This is a genomic window from Acinetobacter sp. V89_4 (assembly GCF_029967875.1).
GTDB lineage: Bacteria > Pseudomonadota > Gammaproteobacteria > Pseudomonadales > Moraxellaceae > Acinetobacter > Acinetobacter oleivorans.
The window spans coordinates 124,923-144,661 of the sequence record NZ_JASCAI010000030.1; the positions used below are offsets into that span (position 1 = coordinate 124,923).

Here is a 19,739-nt window from a genome sequence, read left to right on the forward strand (position 1 = left end):
CTTAGTCTAATATCACTTTTGCTGATCCATTTTGAGCAGCTTGAGTCTGTTTAGCAGAACAGTCTGGTAAATCTAATGCAGGTGGATTTATTGATGATCCTCCCATAAACAAATGCTGCCCTGCTTTCACCTCAAGCTTACCGCCCGTAACAGGGAAAATACCCGAACCATTCAACTTAACTTGAGATCCACTTACAGTCAGATTAATTTCAGTTGGGCTAGTAATAAAAACCGTGTCTTCAGTTGAAGTAATTTGTACGCCCTTTCGAGCAATCACATCTAAACCATCACCTTGTGCCTGAATTTCTAGTTTACCTTGACCAGCAAAAATCCGAGCACCTTCTTGGGCGGCAAATAGACTTATTTTTTGACTCGCATGACTCACTATATTCTTTTGCGTACTAATATTAATACTATCTCCAGCACTTTGAGTGAGCTGACCATTTGCACTAAGGTGTATATCTTCATTACTACTTACAGCAATACTTTTTGGAGATGCCAGCAGCATCACTGCTGATTGAAACTCAGCAGCCTTTTTAGGATCTTCTTGTTTGAGAACTTCTAAGAAAGTCTGAATATTCTCAAGCATATCTAACGGGTCGGTTTGCTGATTTTTAGCAACTTCACTGAGTGCCTTGGCATTGTTGAGGCCACCTTCTATTTGTTGTTTGGCCTCATTTGCATTGAGGTGTACGCCTTGAGCTTGATCCTGTTTGTGGGTACTAAGGAGTAAGCCGCTGCCTGCTCTGACTGCCCCCCACTGGTCTGTTCGTAGCTCGAAACCTTCACCACGACTATCACTTTCCGCCTTGTCTTTTGGATGACTTAAATTACCTAAGTTTAGTTGGCTGGCCGCATGGCTACTTTGTAGCTGGGCACTAATTTGCCCTGTGGTGTCATCAAAGCGTAGCTGGTTAAAACCTTTACCGTCGACTTCTTCGGAGCGGATACCACTGAGTTTTTTAGTATCAGGTAACTGCCCTTTCTGGTCGAATTGCGTTGGGTGACGTTCAGCCTCATGAATACGACCCACCACAAACGGGCGGTCAATGTTGCCGTCAAAGAAGTCGATCACAACGATCTCGCCCACGCGAGGCAAGAAACGTGCGCCATAACCCTCACCTGCCCATGGGGTTAATACATCGACCCAAGCCGAGTCAGTGTCATTGTCATTACTTCCTGCACCACCATCATGGCTATGGTCGTCAGTTCGGGTAAATAGGAAGCGAACTTTAATGCGCCCCCATTGGTCAACATGGATACTTTCGCCTTCCAAGCCCACCACTCTAGCGCGCTGCGGGTAAGCAGCTGGACGGTGCTCTAACGGATGGTACTGAGGAACAGTTTTAATATTTCTACGCGACAGAATGAGCTCATTAATCTGACGCTCAGTCTGGTCATTTAGCCCTGATTGATTGTTTTGCCATTGGCTTTGACTAAAAAGTTGATTGATTTGCTGTTGCAAATCTTTAGGCAAATTATTTTGCAGATAGAAGCTTTTCCCAACAATCAGAAACTCTTTGTCTGATCCACTATGCGTATCTATTTCAGGATGTTCATCCAATTCAAACCAATAGCCAACTTGCGCATCACGTACCGTGGTTTGTGCACGGAAATATTTTGATTGAAATGCATAATAATCAGATAGATTCTGATTGAGTTTTTCTAGCTGCTGGTGACCCGATGCAGTGGCTTGGTCTTCTCCATTTAAGTCTTGCATCCAAGCAGGACTGACATGCCATGCATGTTCTAGACTTAAACTCGCATTATCCTGATTAGCACTATGACTATGCTTTGACTGAACACTTCCCATGCCTTCTTCTTGACTTAAAGCATCAGCCTGCCAGCGTTGCACATGCACGGCTGTAGATTGCATGCTCCGAGTTGGTACAAGGCTTGTCATACTGTCTTGTTGTTCAACAGCACTACTGCGGTGATAACGGATATTTCTTCGGTCTAATGCTAAATATGATTCATTATTATCAATTAAACGTAACTTTTGTGATTGAATCTCATCCGAGCTATCAGTGGCAAACAACTGAGCTTCATCAATTAACCAGTTAATGCCTTCACTACGCCAAAGTCGGGTTAAAAACTCATAATCCGTTTCGTTACTTTGCATAACAAAAGGTCGAACATCATAGTCTTGGCTTAGGTTTTTTAAATCCAAAGTTAAGGCAGAAGCAAACAACGGGCTTTTGTTCTGCCACTCAGTAAATAGAATTTCAGTAATGTCCCGTACACTTTTATTCATAAATACACGGCTATTTCGGCGTTTATGCCATAGCGCAGTTGGATCTTGTAATCTCAGTTTATACAAAGTTAATGAACCATCACTCTGCCCCTGACTGGCTTCGGTAATAATTCCTGTAGTTCTAAATAATTGCCCTTGATCAGTTACTTGATCGACTGCAACCTGACAACCAATAAATTGTTTTAATGAAATATGGGCACTGGTAGAAAGACAAAATAAATCAGCAGTTAGTCCTTCATTTAGCTGATGCTGTCCTTCAATACTTTGTAAAAAGACTTGAGTATTCAACGATGGATTAGAAAACTGAACATGAAGCACGCGCTTTTGCGAGCTAATACCCAAATCTTCTAGAATTCTATGTATATGAGATAACATCTTTTTATGAAAATTTTGTCAGGATTGGCATTATTTTATAAAATACAGAAACATCTGTCTATTTTGTAAAGAGAAACTTAACCATATGAATACACGAATGAATGAGAATAATATCCGTGATAAATATAAAAAAGTGAATTAACAACTTACGCTATTAATTCACTTTTAACGATTATTAATTTTTTAGTATTCCAATAAATTTATTAACACCTCTACTAATTATTTAGAAATTCAATTTTTATTTTTTCAAAATTTTCAACAGGAATGACTACTTTAAAACTTCCTATAACTTTAAAAAAAATTTTAAATTTACTTTCTCTCAAACCATATCCACTGCTATTACCTTCTCTCACGTCATACATAAAATCACCAAAATCTGTAGAAGGAATATAAACTCCATTTTTTACATTTAGGGTGTCTTTTATATTTTCAATAGATAAAAAACATATACCATCACTTTTACTCGAAAAACTACTAAAAAAGTTTTGAAAAGGAAAAGTGATACGAATAATTTTATCAAAATAATCATGAGCTATCGTCAACGTAATTTCATCTTGATCACAACTCAAATCCAATAACTTTGAATCATCACTGTTTTCAGTTATTTCTAATAAACTCATGGACATCCTCGAGCCTTTTCATATTTACTATAAAAGTCATCTACCATACCTGAATTTTCAATTTTGTCTTTCATAAATAAGTGCCCTTTCTTCCCACTCACGTCATAATTCAAATGAGGGAAAGTTGAGGTACCAACGCCTTTACCCCAATCTCCATGATTCCAATATACAGTATCTCCTTTAGCATTTTTCCAACCATTCCACTGACCTTTTTCATTATAAGTTCTCACAGCCCCTGGCCCCAACATTTTAGATCCAGCATTCATTGCATCATTTTTATTATTAAATAAGAAATCATCTTTTCTAGCATCATCAGCACTAACTTTTTTCCCGTCTGCATTAATGCAATTTACTAACTTTTTAGTATTACGACTTCTCGCATTAATTGGTAAGGTTTTGTTTCTACTTCTTAAGCCTAACGGATCAATCCAATTATTAGGATTGGGTGCATAAGAATACACATTAAACCCACCCAGCAATCCAATCGGGTCTTTACTAATAAACCGCCCTACATACGGCGAATAGTAACGGTAACGGTTATAATGAAGTCCTGTTTCCCCATCATAATACTGACCTTGAAAACGGATGTTATTGCTTACAATCTCTGAATTTTCAAAGAAATCTGACTTAGCCTGTTCTACCTTACAATCACCCCAAGCTTTATATTGAGCTTTCCAGACAATGGCACCTGTTTGGTTACTCATTTCTTGCGGTGTGCCTAAATGGTCGCAGTGATAGAACCATACATCATCAAAACCTTGGCTTTGTTTTACCGTATTCCACAATGGATCTTTATAAATACTATATGTTTTTTCTGTCCAGTCTTGGGTTTGATGTAGCTCAATGGGGTGATGATACGCTGCTTGCAACAAAGGCACGAAACTATCTTTTTCGTAAAAATAGTGTTTAGTTATATCAGCGCTAGATTCATAAGCTAAAGTATCACCATCCCAACCATAAATAATGTTCTGTTCTTGCCCAGTATGGTGATGCTTACTTCTTTTTTGAATACGTCGACCCAAAGCATCGTAACGATAATCCGCCGTGTATTGATTGTTTCTACTACGAACAAGACGTCCCAACACATCCCACTCAAGATTTAAATCACCTTGTGATGACTTTTGTCGAATCAGTTGCCCAAAAGCACCATATTGATATTGTTGGTCAAGATATTCCTGCACAACGTTATTTACTAAACGGTTATAGCCAAGACCTTTTTCAGTGGCAATATGCTGTGAGGATTGCTCTTTGGTACTGTTATATCGATCTAAAATATTACTTGCTGGGTCAAAATTAAATGTCTCTTTCCCAAGTTTACTGGTTGCCTCTAATAAACGCCCAACAGGATCATATTTATAGTGAATAGTTCCACGACGTGTATCTTTAATGAGCGTTAACTCACCTGTTTTATCGTAATGATATAAGCGTTCAATCAATTGGTTGGTATGCTGGATAGCATTATTTTTAGTTTGAGCCTGATAGCCTTTGTCATGCCCACTCAACATTAATTGCTGAGTTAAGCGCCCGACTTCATCATAACGTTGTTGTTGGCTAAGACCATTTGCATAGTGACGTAATGTCTCTCTATGTAAATCATCACGTTCAAAGCTAACAACATCTTCACCATTTAAGGCCATGCCATAGACATGCCCACTCCCGTAAGTCAGCCAATCTACTTTCTGTCCATCTGGTCGGATGGTTGTAGTTCGATTATTTAATTCATCATAGACATGTTTCCACACCGCAGTTTTCTGAGTCATAACATCTTGATGATGTTCTTTAATTAAATTACCTGCTGCATCATAAAACCATTGCAAGTTAGTTTCGGCATTTTTAGCCTGAACTAGATTACCTAAGCCATCATAAGAAAATTCTTCTGTTTGCTTTTCTTCAAGCTCTTGTCCTTGGTAGCCATATCCTGCTGTACGTTGTTCTAAACGTCCCATGCTGTCAAAAATAAATTGCTGAATACGGTCTTTAGGAGCAGCGCGATCTTTGAAATCTTGACCATAGGCAGAAGCGACCTCAATGCTACTAGTTAAACGACCATTATATTCATCGTACGTATAAGCAGTTTCTTTGCCATCAAAATCAATTTCTTTTACTAATCGACCCGCAACATCATAAATAAATTCATAACTTGCGCCATTTTCATTAATTAAACGTTTTAAGCGACTCAAGCGGTCCCATTGATATTTTAAAGTTTGATTTAATGGGTCTGTACGCTTGGTAATTAAACCAGCTGCGTCATATTCATAACGTGTCAGCTGTCCTTTAGAGTCAACATGAACTAATAAGCGACCTTCTTCGTCATGAATAAAATGTTCTTCAGCACCATCAGCATGTTTAATTTTTTCGAGCTGTCCAAAAGCATTTAGCGGTAAGCCTTTTTTTAGAGGCTGTCTTGGTTCAGCAGTTAATTCCGTATAGAAATATTCAACTTTTTGCTTTAAGGCATTTTCAATAAATTTGACGCGCCCGCGATCATCATAGTGCCAGTGCGTTTCTTTACCAGAACAATCCGTATAAGTAACCAAGTTGCCTTGATCATCATATTTGAGTGTCTTCTTACCGCCTTTAGCATCTTTAATGGAAGTTACCAAACCCATTGCATTGTAGGCATAGGCTGTTTCACGCTTCAGCGGATCAATTTCTTTAATTATATTTCCTGAAGCATCGTATTCTTTAAACCAACGCCCCTGTTCAGCGTCAACAAAACCGGTCAGATTATCTTTTTCGTCATATTCATAATAGAAGGTTGAACCATCGGCCTGAACCATACTTAAGACATTACCACGTTCGTCGTAGGTATACGATGTTTCTGTTCCATCTGTGGCAATATGCGATGTTATATTTTTTGCTTGGTCTCTAAAGAACCATTCTTGCAAATTGTCTGGATAAATAATTCGATAGGTGTAACCCGTAATACCATAATAGTATTCAGTCACATTCCCATCGATATCCATAACAGAAGTTACGCGAACGTTTTCATCCCAATCTAATTTAGTAGCGGAACTATAGTCATCAGCCCATTCTTCAATCGCTTTTGAGCTAGGTAAAACGCCATCCCACTTTAAGTTCATTCCTCTTTGAGTAAGATCAGTATAACGAGTCAATAAGTGAACTTGGTATTGATATTCATAAGAAGCAGCAAACTCATTAGTTGCCTTAATTAAATCGCCTTGCTCGTTATATTGATATGCTGATAGTTGTCTAATGAGTTGACCATCTTCAACCAACCAAGCTGCAACAACTTTCTGCATATCATTAATCTGTAATGCTACATGCGCTAAAGTTTGCTGTTGCTGTTTAAATATAATGTCGGATAAATAGCTATCACCATTTTCTAATTCATAGTCATAACGTAGTCCGATACTAAATCCATTTTGACGTTCTATGGAGACTAAACGAAACTCATTTTTATATTTTTGATAAAAGCGAGTTTCTGAAACACCATATGAAATTGCTCTAATTTCAGGTGAGACAACTGTATAAGTAAAAGTTTCTACTTCATCATAGTAACTCTGCCCAACTTTTAGCTCTGGTAAGCGAACAGGACGACCATCGCTACCAATATACTCCCAACCCTCTTGCTCAATCGGTTCTTTAGGTTCATTTATGTTGTAAGTAGAACAACGAGCAATCTTGGTTGTAAAAGGTGTAATCCACCGTGCTCCGAAAATCGATTGATCATACTGATATAAGTTTGATACATACGTTCTCGAAAATTGCTCTATTAATAATGGATGAATTTGGGCATCGGTATGGTTTAAAAACTCAGTACCCATGGCAAAAGTAATTGATCGTTTAGTCGCAGCACCTTTACAGTTTTTACATGCATTCGCATTATGAGTCGCGTCGGGTTCAGTATTCGCCTTTTCTAATTTATTATTTTTCTTGTCATGTTTAACTTGTGTGGTTTGAGTTGGCTTAACTTGAGCTGGTTTCTTTTTCCTAAATTTAGAGGCACTCATTCTTAATACATCAAATAGCCACCCAATTGTTTGCGGCTGCGCTGCATTTCCCAAGCCTTTAATTTTAGTATTGGCAGTGATACCAATTTTATTAATCGTTGCGCCTACATTTAATATCGGCTGCTTTAAATGTGCAGGAACTAAAGAAGTAACAACTTTAGCATTGGAGTTTGCTCCTGTTTTAATAAGAGCTTTCCCCCAGTTTTCGGTCATGTAAACTAAATTTTTTCCAGCTCGCGTTAAGTCACCACTTTTTATTCCCTTAATAACACCGGCAGCTTGCTGTTGAGCGCGGTTTGTATTTGAGCCTGCATTTGTAAATACTTGGCCTTTTGTTACAACTCGAACAATTCCGCCATTAATTTGTGTAGTAGCATTTTGGACGGTTCCACCACAAGTGGCTAAAATTGAATTTAGTTTGTTTAACCCAGTTTTGCAGAATTTTTCTATGTCCCCTGCAACCTGATCATTTAAATGGTTAGAGATCACCACAATAACTGCTTCACCTAAAGCAGCTTTACCCACACGTTTAACTTCTTGACGGACTAGAAACAGAGCTGGACGAGCAGAAGTACGGATTGCTGTTGTTCCCGGAATAGGCGCAATCCCAATAAGGTCGATACCCATTGTGGTCCAATCCATAATATCGGCATTTTGAAAACCTTTATCGTAGATATAACAAATGTCGGAAACTACATCGATGGCAGCCATGACATTGCCAATAATTGGAATTGTTCCCATTACACTTGCAACCAAGTCTAACGTTACAATTTGATGAGTATGACTTTTTAACCAATTATCTATTTTTTGTTTTGAATGACTAACATCTTTAATAGCAACTTCTGATAATGGTTTAACAACTTCTGTTTTTCCAGACATTTTATTTCTCTACGAATTCTTTTTAAAAGGGCTTTGCAAATATTGAGGAAGAGCATTAGTTATCAAGCTACCGCCATCAACAGAACTTAATTTGCTGAAGTCATTTATTTTTTGAATTGATGCAAGATCAATGTTGTTCCCTATTTTTTGGCCTACTTCTGAAATGGGTAAAAAGCTTTTCACTTGATCAGTCACTAATCCCTGCGCCTCTGTTTTTAACATTGGCATTAAAGCCTTTGCCCCTTCAGATTTTATACTTTGTGCAGTTTGAATATTTTTCATAATATTCGCAGGATTGGTTAATTGTTTAGATAATTCACCAAGCTTGGACTGGGCTGTTTTACTCATTTGTGCAATTAATGAATCTGATTGTTCAGTATCTGCATCATTCTTATTCGGCCACTCAACTGGACGTTTAAAGTCACTTGCTGCATCCCAAGGATCACGGTGATCTGGTTCAAAGAAGACTTTTACTGCACCTGTTGCTAAGCCAGAAACTCTTGCAAATCCCTTATCATCCAACTTGCCAGTGACTTCTTTTCCTAAGTTGTCAACAACCGTATAACTTCCACCTTTAACAAACTCACCATGCGCATAATCATGGATGAGCTCTAAATTTCCTGGGCTACGTTTGGGCGGAGGCGGTAGTGAAGAACTAAAATTCGCACTTCCTCCCCCCATAAACAAATGCTGCCCAGCCTTCACCTCAAACTTTCCACCAGTGACCGGGAAAATTCCCGAGCCATTAATCTTGATTTGAGATCCACCCGCCGTGATAACGATTTCTTTAGAAGCACTAATTTCAACTTTGTCTTCTGTCGAAATAATCTGAACAGCTTTACGGGCAATTAAATCTGCTCCGTCACCTTGTGCTTGTATCTCGACTTTGCCTTTGCCTGCATAGAGTCTTGCCCCTTCTTGCGCTGAGAAAAGGCTAATTTTATTTTGGGCATGCGCGATTAAATTCTTTTGGGTAGACAGATTAATGCTGTCTCCAGCAGTTTGACTTAACTGAGCATCTGCGCTGAGGTGAATGTCTTCATTACTGGCTAGAGCAATACTGTTAGGTGCGGTTAATATCATCAAGGCTTGCTTAAAAGCGGCAGCTTTGTCTTGATCTTTTTCTTCAATTTGTTCTATGAACGTTTTTAAGTTCTCAAGAACTTCCAATGGATCAGTTTGCTGATTTTTAGCAACTTCACTGAGTGCCTTGGCATTGTTGAGGCCGCCTTCAATTTGTTGCTTGGCCTCATTTGCATCAAGGTGTACGCCTTGAGCTTGGTCCTGTTTATAGGTACTAACAAGTAAGCCACTACCAGCTCTTACCGCTCCCCATTGGTCTGTTCTGAGTTCGAAGCCTTCACCACGACCATCACTTTCCGCCTTATCTTTTGGATGGCTTAAGTTACCCAAGTTGAGTTGACTAGCTGCATGGCTACTTTGTAGCTGGGCACTGATTTGGCCTGTGGTGTCATCAAAACGGAGTTGGTTAAAGCCTTTACCGTCGACTTCTTCTGAGCGGATGCCACTGAGTTTTTTAGTGTCGGGTAACTGGCCTTTCTGGTCGAACTGGGTTGGATAACGTTCAGCTTCGTGAATACGGCCCACCACAAACGGGCGGTCAACATTGCCGTCAAAGAAGTCGATGACAACAATCTCACCCACGCGAGGCAAGAAGCGTACGCCATAACCTGCGCCAGCCCATGGAGTCAGCACATCGACCCAAGCGGAGTCGGTGTCATTATCATTACTACCTGCGCCACCGTCATGACTATGGTCATCAGTTCGGGTAAACAGGAAACGGACTTTTATGCGTCCCCACTGGTCGACATGAATGCTTTCACCTTCCAGCCCCACCACTCTAGCGCGCTGCGGGTGAGCAGCTGGACGGTGATCTAGCGGGTTATATTCAGGTACAGCTTTAACATTGCGTCGAACCACGTTCAGCTCAGCAAAGTGGCGCTGCTCTGGGTTTTGTATGTCGAGCTGGGCTGCCTTGAGTTTGTCTTTTGGCAACAGACGCTCAAGTTCCTGTTGTAATTCTTTCGGTAAATTATTCTGGTTGTAGTAGTGCTTGCTTAAGATTAAGAACTCTTTATCGGCACTGTCGTGTTGATCGAGTTCTGGGTGGTCATTGAGTTCAAACCAATAACCCACCTGTGCATCACGAACGTTACCTGAAACGGTAAACTGTTTAGAACTTAGGTGATGATACGCATTAATGTGCTGGTTCAATTGTTCAATCTGGCTATTACCAGAAGCGGTGGCTTGGTCTTCACCCTTTAAGTCTTGCATCCAAGCGGGGCTAACATGCCATGCATCTTCAAGGTTCAGGCTAGCATTGTCATAGTGTTCGCTATGCTTTTGCGTGCCTTGTACGCTGCCACTGCCTTCTTCTTGTTGCAGGGCATCGGCTTGCCAGCGTTGTACATGAACCGAAGTCGGTTGTAAGCGGCGCTCAGCTTTAACCTGAGTAATGGTATCAAACTGTTCTGTAGCACTGCTGCGTTGGTAGCGTAAGTTACGGCGATCAAGGGCTTTATAATTCTGATTTTCATCAATTAAACGTAGGACTTGTGGCTGAATAGGAGCATTCGGGTCAGCGATCAAAAGTTGCGATTCATCGACCAGCCAGTTAATGCCCTCGCTACGCCATAAACGAGTTAAAAAGTCATAATCGCTTTCGTTTGACTGCATCACAAATGGACGCACATCGTAGTCTTTAGTTAAGCCAGATGTGTCAAGCGTTAGACTTGAGGCAAATAACGGGCTTTTCTCCTGCCATTCTTTAAACAGAATTTCGCTAATATCGCGCACGCTTTTATTCATAAACACACGGCTATTGCGGCGTTTATGCCAGAGTGCAGTTGGATCTTTTAAGGTTAAATTATAAATGGTGAGTGAGCCGTCGCTTTGGCCTTGGCTCGCTTCGGTAATAATACCTGTTGTTCTAAAAAACTGGCCTGTGTCAGTGACCTGATCAACAGCAACCTGACAGCCAATAAATTGTTTTAATGCGATATGCGCGTTCGTCGACAGACACAGTAATTCAGCAACGCTACCTTGGTTGAGCGTATGCTCGCCTTCAATGCGCTGTAAGAAGACTTGATTGTTTAATGATGGGTTGGAAAATTGCACATGAACTACGCGATTCTGTGCGACCAAACCTAAACTATCTAAAATTTGAAATATTTTATGGGACATCGTTATTATAAAACTGAGTCATAATCATCGATATTTTATAAAAAACAGACAGAATTGTCTATTTATATAAATTAGCTTATCTTCCATGACTTACATATTTTTTAGTTTAATTGAAAGAAAGATTGGCTATTAAATAATCTATAAATGCTCTCATTTTGGCCGGTAAATTAGAGGTATGAGGATAAAGTAATTGAATACTTTGTAGCGGTAACGAAAAATCAGGAAATAATCGAATTAAGCGATTTTGTTGAATATCTTCATCAACTAACCATGCAGGACAAATCGCCACACCTAAAGATGAAAGAGCCATTTGATGAATTGCTGTAACCGAGTTTGATTCATACTGACTTCGAATAAAAGGTAATGAATATTGCTCCCCTAAACTGTTTTGCAAAATATATTGTGAATCTTGCCAATTTAATAAGGTGTGGCCAATCCAAGGAACATCTGCTAAATCAGATATATTTTCTATAGGATGGTCATTTATAAACTGCGGAGTAGCCACAAGATAAATTGGATATTCTCCGATTTTTCGAGTTTTTAGAGATGAGTTTTTTAAATTCCCTAGTCGAATAACCAGATCTAATTTTTCAGTCACTAAATCATCGAGAGATGAATTAAACGAATACTGTAAACGTAAATCTGGGTAAAGCCGACAAAACTCAGGAAGCAAAGGTAGAATGAAACGTTGGCCAAATTCATTGGTAGACGAAAACCTTAAAGTGCCTGTAATGCTTGTGCCTAAGTGTTGGCTTCGTTCAAATGCCTCATCAATCTGAAGTTGGATTTGTTTAAAATCCTCATAAAAATGCTGACCGATTTCAGTTAATGCAATATTACGGGTGTTGCGAATTAATAGGCTTGTATTGAGCTGCTTTTCTAATTGTTTTATATCAATACTCACCATTGATCGGCTTAAGCCTAAAATTTCAGCAGCCTTGGTAAAAGAACCGGAATCGACAACTTGTAAAAAACTAGTAATTTGCTTGAGATTTTTTTGCACAATTCAGCCGATTGTTTGAAATTATTAAACAATGATTTTACTTCGCTTGCATCGACAATAAAAGAGCCGAATCTTACCCTGCCTGCACGGAGGTAGGTATGTCTTATCGATATAAAATAGCAACGGTGTTTTTACTTGGGTTCTTTATTGATTGCATTAACATTTTTATGTCAGCAATTGCTTTACCTAATATTGCATCATCATTTTCAGTCAGCCAATCCATGGTCGCTTGGGTAACAAATGCCTATATTCTCGGCCTCATTTTAATCATGCCGATGAGTTTATGGTTAGCCACCAAGTTAGGGAACCAAAAGTTATTGTGTTATTCAATGCTGTTATTCTCGATAAGCATTTGCTTTATTGGCTTTAGTGAATCGATTTATAGCTTAATTTTTTGGCGATTTATTCAAGGTATCGCTGGAGGTTTATTAATTCCCGTAGGCCAAGCACTCGTATATGCCTTATTCCCCAATCAAGAGCGCCAACGCATTTCTACAATGATTATGGCAATTGCCTTAATAGCTCCAGCTTTTTCACCCGCCCTTGGTGGTGTGATTATTGATTCATTGAGTTGGCGATGGGTATTTTTTTCTAATCTTCCTTTTTCTTTACTTGCATCAGCTCTAGCATGGCTATGGGTTAAAAAAACAGAGAATGTGTCGAGTGAAAAACCAGACATAAAAGGCTTGGTTATTTTCAATATAAGCCTGTTATGTTTGTTACTCTCATTTTCCTTCTATAGTGATTACCATAACGCCTTATTCGCTATAACGAGTTTTCTAATTTCAGTCGGAATGCTTATTTTTTACATTCGACATGCGAAAAAAATTTCCCATCCTGTTCTTAATCTTGAGTTATTAAAAAATAAAAATTTACGTAATGCATTTATTGTCTATTACGCCGTTCCGGGTATTTTTACTGGCGTTAATTTACTCAATATTTTTAATTTACAACTTAACTTTGGCTTTAATGCAAAACAAACTGGTTTATTCATGTTGCTCTATGCAACTGGGGCACTCGCAGCCATGATTAGTGGTGGCCTGCTCTATCAACGGTTAGGAAAAAAGTCTCTTCTTATTATTGGAATAACCCTACATAGCTTTGGCATATTTCTTTTGTTTTATATTTCAAACGCTAGTCCTTTGAGCTTTTTAGTGATTGCTTATTTATTGATGGGTATGGGTGGCGGTCTAAGTGCCAATATTGCCCAAATTAGCTCATTGATTGATTTTTCAGGACAAGATTTATTACAAGGAAGTGTGCTCTGGAATATTAATCGACAGGTTTCATTTAGTGTCGGTACTGTTGTTCTCATTTCGATATATAACTTGATGTCTGGCTCAAGCGATCTGCTTCGTTATCAACATACTTTTTTAATTGCAGCTTTGATCTGCTTACTTTCACTCATTCCCGTTTTAAAGGAGAAAACCCATGTCTAAACAAATGGATCAAGCCATTCAAAGTGTCATTGACCTACATGTTTTAATAGAAAATGTATTTATAGGCAAAAATGTAGAGCAAAGTCTTAAGCCTCTTTTAGATAGCTTTGATCAGAATTTTAAGATGGTTACGGTTCAAGGCCAGAGTATTGGTTTCGCTGAAGTGAATAGTTTATTTAGCCAAAATATTGGAAAAAAACCTTCATTAAAAATCGACATTATTAAGAGTACAGCTTTATACGAATTTGAAAATTATTGTTGGGTGCAATATCAGGAACATCAGCAAACTGATGAAACGGAAACAGTACGTACCTCTACAGCCTGCATTAAAGTAGAAGGCGAAAAATGTTATTGGGTTTACTTACATGAAACTTTAGTTCCCTCATCTTCTTAACTCATCTAAAGCATTTTAAAGATGGCACCTATTTTGCTTAACAATATTACGTTTTATGAAAATCGTAATACTGATCAAAATGGGGAGCTATCGATATGGGTTATGTTGCAAAGGAATTTACGGGAAAGAACAAGCTGATTCTCAGTATTTGTTCTTTCGTTATTCCAATATGTCTTTGGTGCGCAATCAGTTACTTACCTTTTGTTTGGCATCCTCAAGTACAAATCACGAGTTCGGGAAGTGTTTCTTACTTACAAGTAGGAAGTCGCATTGATAAAAATGTGTTCTATCTCGAAGCACAAAATGCAGTCAATCGAAATTCTGCACCACCACAAGGTATTTTGGTCAATCCGATTTATTTACCTGCTCCCCATGAAGTCGCTAAGGCTTTGGTCACCGCCTTTACCACACCACCAGAACAACCTGATTCGCCGTGGTTTCATCAAAGTTTATGGCACAGTATTAAACTGGTATTTTCAGCCTTTTTTATCTCTTCCCTGATTGGGATTCCACTGGGTATTTTGTGTGGTTTTTCTAAGCGTATATCCTTATTGACGGAACCTTTTGTCGAGTTTTTCCGTTACTTACCCGCACCTGCGTTTGGTGCACTTGCAGTGGCAATTTTAGGAATTAATGATGCACCTAAAATTGCCATTATTGTGATTGGTACACTTTTTCAGCAAATTCTTATTATTGCCAATACCACTCGAATGGTAGATCGAAGCTTAATTGAAGCTGGTTATACGCTTGGCACCAATAAGCTCAAAAGTTTATTTCATGTGGTGATTCCTGCGGCCTTACCTGATATTTACCGCGACTTACGTGTGCTATTGGGCTGGGCATGGACCTATTTAATTGTTTCCGAGTTGATCGGTACGACCTCGGGTATTACATGGTTTATTACCCAACAGGCACGCTATCAAAACTTTGACAATGTCTATGCAGCTATTTTGATTATTGGTGTGATTGGTCTTGTCTGTGACTGGCTATTAATGAAGTTAGGTGAGCGGATGTTCACGTGGAAAGTAGGAGCAAAATAATGAATGATTCAACATTTAACGCGCATGAATACTTTCAAAAAATTTATGAACGCCCTGTTATTTTAGAAGCCAAACAACTGAGCCAAGTCTTTAAACATGGTCACAGCGAACGCACTGTTTTAAATAAGCTCGATTTAAAAATTCATAAAAGAGAATTTATTTGTGTGATTGGTCCTTCTGGCTGCGGCAAATCGACACTGAGCCGTGTTATTGCAGGTTTAGACCCATACCATAGTGGAGAAGTTTTAGTAGACGGCGAATGCATTACGGGTCCATGTCCTGAACGCGGCATGGTGTTTCAGGGTTATACCCTTTTTCCGTGGAAAACTGTAAAAGAAAATGTGATGTTTGGTCCGCAAATGCGCGGCGCTAGTCAAATGACAGCCGAAGCTCAAGCACGTGAATGGATCAATATTATTGGTTTGGAAAAATATGAAAATCAGTATCCACACCAACTTTCTGGTGGCATGAAACAGCGCGTTGCGATTGCTAGAGCACTGGTTAATCAACCCAAAATTTTGCTCATGGACGAACCTTTTGGTGCACTCGATCCACACACCCGTCAAAAAATGCAAAAGCACTTGATGGATTTATGGCAAAACATTGATATCACCATTATTTTTGTGACCCATGACATGGATGAAGCTATTTTACTGGCAGACCGAATTGTGGCACTCAAAGCCAATCCCGGTGAAATTAAAGAAATTATTGAAGTTAATTTGCCGCGTCCACGCTCACTCGACTTAATGAGCACCCCTGAGTTTAAACAGCTTCGTTCACGGGTAGATTATTTAGTTCACGCCGAAGAAGATGAGCTTGACCCTGCTTTACAAGACTTACCAAAAATACCGCGTATGACTCAGGTCAGTACAGAAAAATAAGAAACACATTAAAAAGCCCAAGTTCAACTTGGGCTTTTTTATTTACTAGGCTTATTTGAGTTGTTCTATGAGTGTCGGATAAATCAGCCCATCTACATTTTGTTCGGTTTTATAAATACCGTTTTCAACGTTAAATTTATTGACGTGATAAGTAGAGCCATAAATCGAGTCAAAGCCATCAGATTTAGCAAATACTTTTTTATTGGCATTGATATCTAATAAATGCGTACCGCTGACCATCAACTCATATTGTTTTGGGTCGACCCCTGAACGATTTGCCATGATTTTAACTGCATCAGCATGTGTTGCAGGGTCATTAATATATTTAACTGTTTTATCCCACACCTGAATGACTTTTTTCCATTCTTCTTGATGAGCTGTTAAATGGCTCATGTTGACTGTTAAGGTGTCATAAATTAAACCCGGCTTGTCTTTAGAAGTATAGATAATTTTAGAGCCTGCCACTGCTTTTAATGCCTGACCTGCAACAGGTTGCCAAACAGCAATCGCGGAAATATCTGGGCTATTAAATACTTGAGGTAACTGGTTCGTCGCTGAATTTACCAGCTTTACCTCATTCGCTTTAATGTTATGGTCGGTTAAAGCTGTCGCTAGTAAAAGATGATCAACCAAGCCTTTTTCGACGCCGATCGATTTTCCTTTTAAATCTTGAATGGTATTAATGCCCTCTTTCGCAATAATGACATCATTGCCCGCAGAATAATCCGTTGCCAAAATCATCATGCCTTGCGTGCCACCCGAAGCTGTTACCAAGTTATCGCCATTGGTGACCAACACAGCATCGAGCTGATTTGCGGAAAAGGCTGAAAGCGAAGCCGAATAATCAAACCATTTAAACTCTACATTTAAGCCTGCTTCTTTTAACCAGCCTTTTTCAATAGCCACTTGCCAAGCCACCCAGCCCGGCCAATCACTATATCCAATCGTAATTGGTTTTGTATTTGTGGATGCCTGAGCGTTTTGTTTAGCCTCAGGCACTTTAGCTGTATTGTCACACCCACCCAATACAACTGCCGATAAAATAGATACGGATAAAAACGCTTTTTTAATCATATAGAAACTTCCCCAACATTTTTATTAATAACACTTTGAGCGGTTTGATTGAGTGACTGTATATAGGCTCGCCAGCCTCCAAAATGGCTAATATCGATTGCATCTTGAATGGCATAAGCTTCGCAAATAAAGCCTTTGACCCATGTACCATCTTTTAATTTGAGGTTCCCAATGCCAAGAGGTGCAGGTACTTCAGCCACAACGGCTCCAAAATTTGCTAAAGGAACATCCCATACTTCGACTTCAATTGATGTCCCTGCTGCATCGTATTGCAGGCCAGGTTTTGGTGGCGTGGTATTTTTTAAGGCAAAGAGTTTATAGGTCTCTGCAGTCTGGGTTTTCCTGAGCAAAGTGGCATTACGGCTAGTGAGCTGAAAATTAAGTGGCATGCCTGTTAAATGCGCTCCGACGACCGCAAGCTGCACTGAATGACTCGATTGGATGTCTATACTTTTTTGATAATGTTGAGTTGATTTACCTAAACTCAGCAATGTTTCGGTTTGCCAGAGTTGTGCAAAATTTGCCAATGCCTGATCGTGCCAAGCAGGTGCAATAAAGGTTACCCCGCTTGGTAAACCATCCTCACGCAGTACATTTGGTAAGGCCAATGCAGAAAGATCTGAAAAATTGACAAAGTTGGTATAGGCCCCCATGTGCGCGTTTTTAGTTAAAGGATCGGCTTCAACTTCGGCAATGGTATAAATGGTTGGCGCTGTCGGAACCATCAATGCATCAAAAGGCTTTAACGCCAAATTAATTTTTCGCGCCAGTACCGCGCGGTTATATTCAGCTTGAAGTGCATCTGTTGCTTTGAATTTATCTGCCTGAGAAATAATCTGGGCAATAACAGGATGTGCTTTGTCACGCGTTGTCATGCGTTCAACGGCGACTGTTCTTTCCGCTACCCATGCATCACTATAAAGTGCAGCAGCAAGCTCATTAAACGCGCTGAAATCAATACTCTCAACTTCATAGCCCAGTTTTTTTACGCGCTCGACTGCAACTAAAAAGGCTTTTTCAGATTCAAGATCACCATAAAACTCAAGCTGAGCTGGAATAGCTATTTTTCGTTTAGAAAATTGAGTCGGTACATTGGCTGGATGTACTCGTGAATATTCATCTGTTTCATCATAGCCCTGCATTAAATTGGCAATGGTCCACGCATCATCAACATGCAGTGCAAAAATAGAAATGACATCAATAGTTCGACAGGCAGGAATTAAACCTGTGGTAGAAAACCAGCCCTTTGTCGGTTTGAGGCCCACAATATTGTTATGGCCCGCAGGAACACGCCCTGACCCCGCCGTGTCTGTCCCCAAACTAAAAGGCACAATACCATTGGCAACCACCACTGACGAACCAGAGCTTGACCCACCGCTGATATATTCAGGGTTAAAACTATTTTTTACTGCACCGTATGGAGAGCGAACGCCAACCAGCCCCGTTGCAAACTGATCGAGGTTAGTTTTACCAATCACAATCGCCCCTGCTTTTTTTAGCTTAGCAATTACGGCGGCATCTTGGTTCGCTAAATATTGAATCTCTTTACAGGCAGCAGTCGTGTGAAAGCCAGCGACATCAATGTTGTCTTTAACTGCAAATGGCACACCGTATAGAGGTAAGTCAGCAATATTCTGGTCTTTTAAAACATCAATTTGCGATTGAATCTGCTCGTTCGATGCAATTTCAATCCACGCATGGTCATCATTTTTAATTTCTGCAACATAACTAATCAAATCTTCAAGATGGATTTGCACGTTTTGATATGCTGTTTTCCAGTCTTGAATGGTCCATAAATTTTTCAACACGCTACTCCTCATTTAGTCATTTTGCTGTATAGGCGGCATGACGGCATCCATCAGTTCTAAATGCCCTTTAATCACCCCTTTCAGCACAATAAATTGCTGGCTAATTTGTCTGAGTTCAGAACTTGCGCCCTGCATTAACATGACTTGCAATATCTTTTGTTGGTCGAGCTGGATATGAAGTGAACTAATCACCTGTGCTAAAAACTGTTGCTGCAAATCGACCAATTGATTACGCAAGGTCATTTGGCTAGCGTCATAAAGCAGCGTTAAGGTGCCCACCATGACCTCATTAGCCTGTGCCTGCTCCGCGATCAGGTGTTTATTAATCATGTCGACAATGGCTTGTGAGCGACTTTCATAGTTCTGCTCGACAATTTTTTGGTCGAGTGCGTTGAGGGTCGTTTCAGGTACGGTAATACTGATTCGAGCCAACTTTTGTTTTGCCACAGTCTTATCCTTTTGTTTTAGGCGGCTGATTGTTTTGCTTGATATATACGCCTGCACGTACGCTGAGCAATTCGACTAAAAAGGCTTTTAAAGTTGGCTTTGGTTGAACCACAGGTTTTACATCGTTCATATCGCACCTCTAGTTTGGTATTACCAAATTCATTTTTTGTATTACTGATATGAGATGCAGAAAATGTGCCAGTTTTTAAGCGTCGTTTTGATAGGCTTTATGAATATTTATGAGTGATTTTTGGGCAAAAAAAAGCCCCATGCACAGGGATGGGGCTAATTAAAGTGAGCATTAAAAAATCAATCTTTTATATTAATTATACTAATTGTGAATCGAA

Annotated in this window: 13 protein-coding genes; 4 read left to right on the top strand and 9 right to left on the bottom strand. The window is 39.5% G+C overall.

The genetic code is table 11. The features are described 5' to 3' along the window. Nucleotide 1: 1 nt before the first annotated feature. From QLG01_RS17985 to QLG01_RS18005, 5 genes are all read right to left on the bottom strand, one after another. A complete protein-coding gene (locus QLG01_RS17985) occupies nucleotides 2–2,629 on the bottom strand; it encodes a type VI secretion system Vgr family protein (RefSeq protein WP_282497089.1) in 2,628 nt (875 codons plus the stop codon). Between the two features lie 215 nt (nucleotides 2,630–2,844). Next, nucleotides 2,845–3,249 carry a hypothetical protein gene (locus QLG01_RS17990; RefSeq protein ID WP_126645849.1) on the bottom strand — a complete coding sequence of 135 codons (405 nt, stop codon included), beginning with the start codon at nucleotides 3,247–3,249 and terminating at the stop codon, nucleotides 2,845–2,847. Continuing rightward, nucleotides 3,246–8,102, bottom strand: a complete 4,857-nt coding sequence (locus QLG01_RS17995; RefSeq protein WP_282497090.1) for an RHS repeat-associated core domain-containing protein — start codon at nucleotides 8,100–8,102, stop codon at nucleotides 3,246–3,248. Before QLG01_RS17995 ends, QLG01_RS17990 begins: the two co-directional genes overlap by 4 nt. Nucleotides 8,103–8,111: 9 nt before the next feature. Further along, nucleotides 8,112–11,306: a type VI secretion system Vgr family protein gene (locus tag QLG01_RS18000; RefSeq protein WP_282497091.1), complete on the bottom strand. Its 3,195-nt coding sequence runs from the start codon at nucleotides 11,304–11,306 to the stop codon at nucleotides 8,112–8,114. A gap of 106 nt (nucleotides 11,307–11,412) precedes the next feature. After that, nucleotides 11,413–12,309 carry a LysR family transcriptional regulator gene (locus QLG01_RS18005; RefSeq protein ID WP_282497092.1) on the bottom strand — a complete coding sequence of 299 codons (897 nt, stop codon included), beginning with the start codon at nucleotides 12,307–12,309 and terminating at the stop codon, nucleotides 11,413–11,415. A gap of 98 nt (nucleotides 12,310–12,407) precedes the next feature. Here QLG01_RS18005 and QLG01_RS18010 point away from each other — a divergent pair, with 98 nt between their 5' ends. The 4 genes from QLG01_RS18010 (at nucleotide 12,408) to QLG01_RS18025 (ending at nucleotide 16,063) form a co-directional block, all read left to right on the top strand. Continuing rightward, on the top strand, nucleotides 12,408–13,748 hold the full coding sequence (locus QLG01_RS18010) for an MFS transporter (RefSeq protein WP_282497093.1): 1,341 nt from the start codon (nucleotides 12,408–12,410) through the stop codon (nucleotides 13,746–13,748). After that, nucleotides 13,741–14,142 (top strand): hypothetical protein, encoded by a 402-nt coding sequence (locus tag QLG01_RS18015; RefSeq protein ID WP_282497094.1) that lies wholly within the window; start codon nucleotides 13,741–13,743, stop codon nucleotides 14,140–14,142. The genes QLG01_RS18010 and QLG01_RS18015 overlap by 8 nt, the downstream gene beginning before the upstream one ends. A 95-nt stretch (nucleotides 14,143–14,237) precedes the next feature. Then, nucleotides 14,238–15,182, top strand: coding sequence for an ABC transporter permease (locus QLG01_RS18020; RefSeq protein WP_282497095.1), 945 nt, complete (start codon nucleotides 14,238–14,240; stop codon nucleotides 15,180–15,182). Then, nucleotides 15,182–16,063, top strand: a complete 882-nt coding sequence (locus QLG01_RS18025; RefSeq protein WP_032070481.1) for an ABC transporter ATP-binding protein — start codon at nucleotides 15,182–15,184, stop codon at nucleotides 16,061–16,063. Before QLG01_RS18020 ends, QLG01_RS18025 begins: the two co-directional genes overlap by 1 nt. 51 nt (nucleotides 16,064–16,114) lie before the next feature. Here the strand turns inward: QLG01_RS18025 and QLG01_RS18030 are convergent, their stop codons facing one another. The 4 genes from QLG01_RS18030 to QLG01_RS18045 are packed head-to-tail and all read right to left on the bottom strand — an operon-like array spanning nucleotide 16,115 to nucleotide 19,522. Then, complete coding sequence (locus QLG01_RS18030; protein WP_282497096.1) at nucleotides 16,115–17,137, bottom strand: ABC transporter substrate-binding protein; 1,023 nt, start codon at nucleotides 17,135–17,137, stop codon at nucleotides 16,115–16,117. Next, entirely contained in the window at nucleotides 17,134–18,945 is a 1,812-nt protein-coding gene (gene atzF, locus QLG01_RS18035) for an allophanate hydrolase (protein ID WP_282497097.1), read from the bottom strand. The genes QLG01_RS18030 and atzF overlap by 4 nt, the downstream gene beginning before the upstream one ends. A 12-nt stretch (nucleotides 18,946–18,957) precedes the next feature. After that, nucleotides 18,958–19,392 (bottom strand): transcriptional regulator, encoded by a 435-nt coding sequence (locus tag QLG01_RS18040; protein WP_001118705.1) that lies wholly within the window; start codon nucleotides 19,390–19,392, stop codon nucleotides 18,958–18,960. A gap of 4 nt (nucleotides 19,393–19,396) precedes the next feature. Continuing rightward, complete coding sequence (locus tag QLG01_RS18045) at nucleotides 19,397–19,522, bottom strand: hypothetical protein (RefSeq protein WP_001000625.1); 126 nt, start codon at nucleotides 19,520–19,522, stop codon at nucleotides 19,397–19,399. Between the last annotated feature and the right edge of the window lie 217 nt (nucleotides 19,523–19,739).

Bases quoted from the DNA above. Each gene is read 5' to 3' on its own strand.
- QLG01_RS18030 (WP_282497096.1), bottom strand. From the start codon at position 17,137: ATGATTAAAAAAGCGTTTTTATCCGTATCTATTTTATCGGCAGTTGTA.
- QLG01_RS18000 (WP_282497091.1), bottom strand. From the start codon at position 11,306: ATGTCCCATAAAATATTTCAAATTTTAGATAGTTTAGGTTTGGTCGCA.
- QLG01_RS17985 (WP_282497089.1), bottom strand. From the start codon at position 2,629: ATGTTATCTCATATACATAGAATTCTAGAAGATTTGGGTATTAGCTCG.
- QLG01_RS18045 (WP_001000625.1), bottom strand. From the start codon at position 19,522: ATGAACGATGTAAAACCTGTGGTTCAACCAAAGCCAACTTTAAAAGCC.
- QLG01_RS17990 (WP_126645849.1), bottom strand. From the start codon at position 3,249: ATGAGTTTATTAGAAATAACTGAAAACAGTGATGATTCAAAGTTATTG.
- QLG01_RS18015 (WP_282497094.1), top strand. From the start codon at position 13,741: ATGTCTAAACAAATGGATCAAGCCATTCAAAGTGTCATTGACCTACAT.
- QLG01_RS18025 (WP_032070481.1), top strand. From the start codon at position 15,182: ATGAATGATTCAACATTTAACGCGCATGAATACTTTCAAAAAATTTAT.
- QLG01_RS18020 (WP_282497095.1), top strand. From the start codon at position 14,238: ATGGGTTATGTTGCAAAGGAATTTACGGGAAAGAACAAGCTGATTCTC.
- QLG01_RS17995 (WP_282497090.1), bottom strand. From the start codon at position 8,102: ATGTCTGGAAAAACAGAAGTTGTTAAACCATTATCAGAAGTTGCTATT.
- QLG01_RS18010 (WP_282497093.1), top strand. From the start codon at position 12,408: ATGTCTTATCGATATAAAATAGCAACGGTGTTTTTACTTGGGTTCTTT.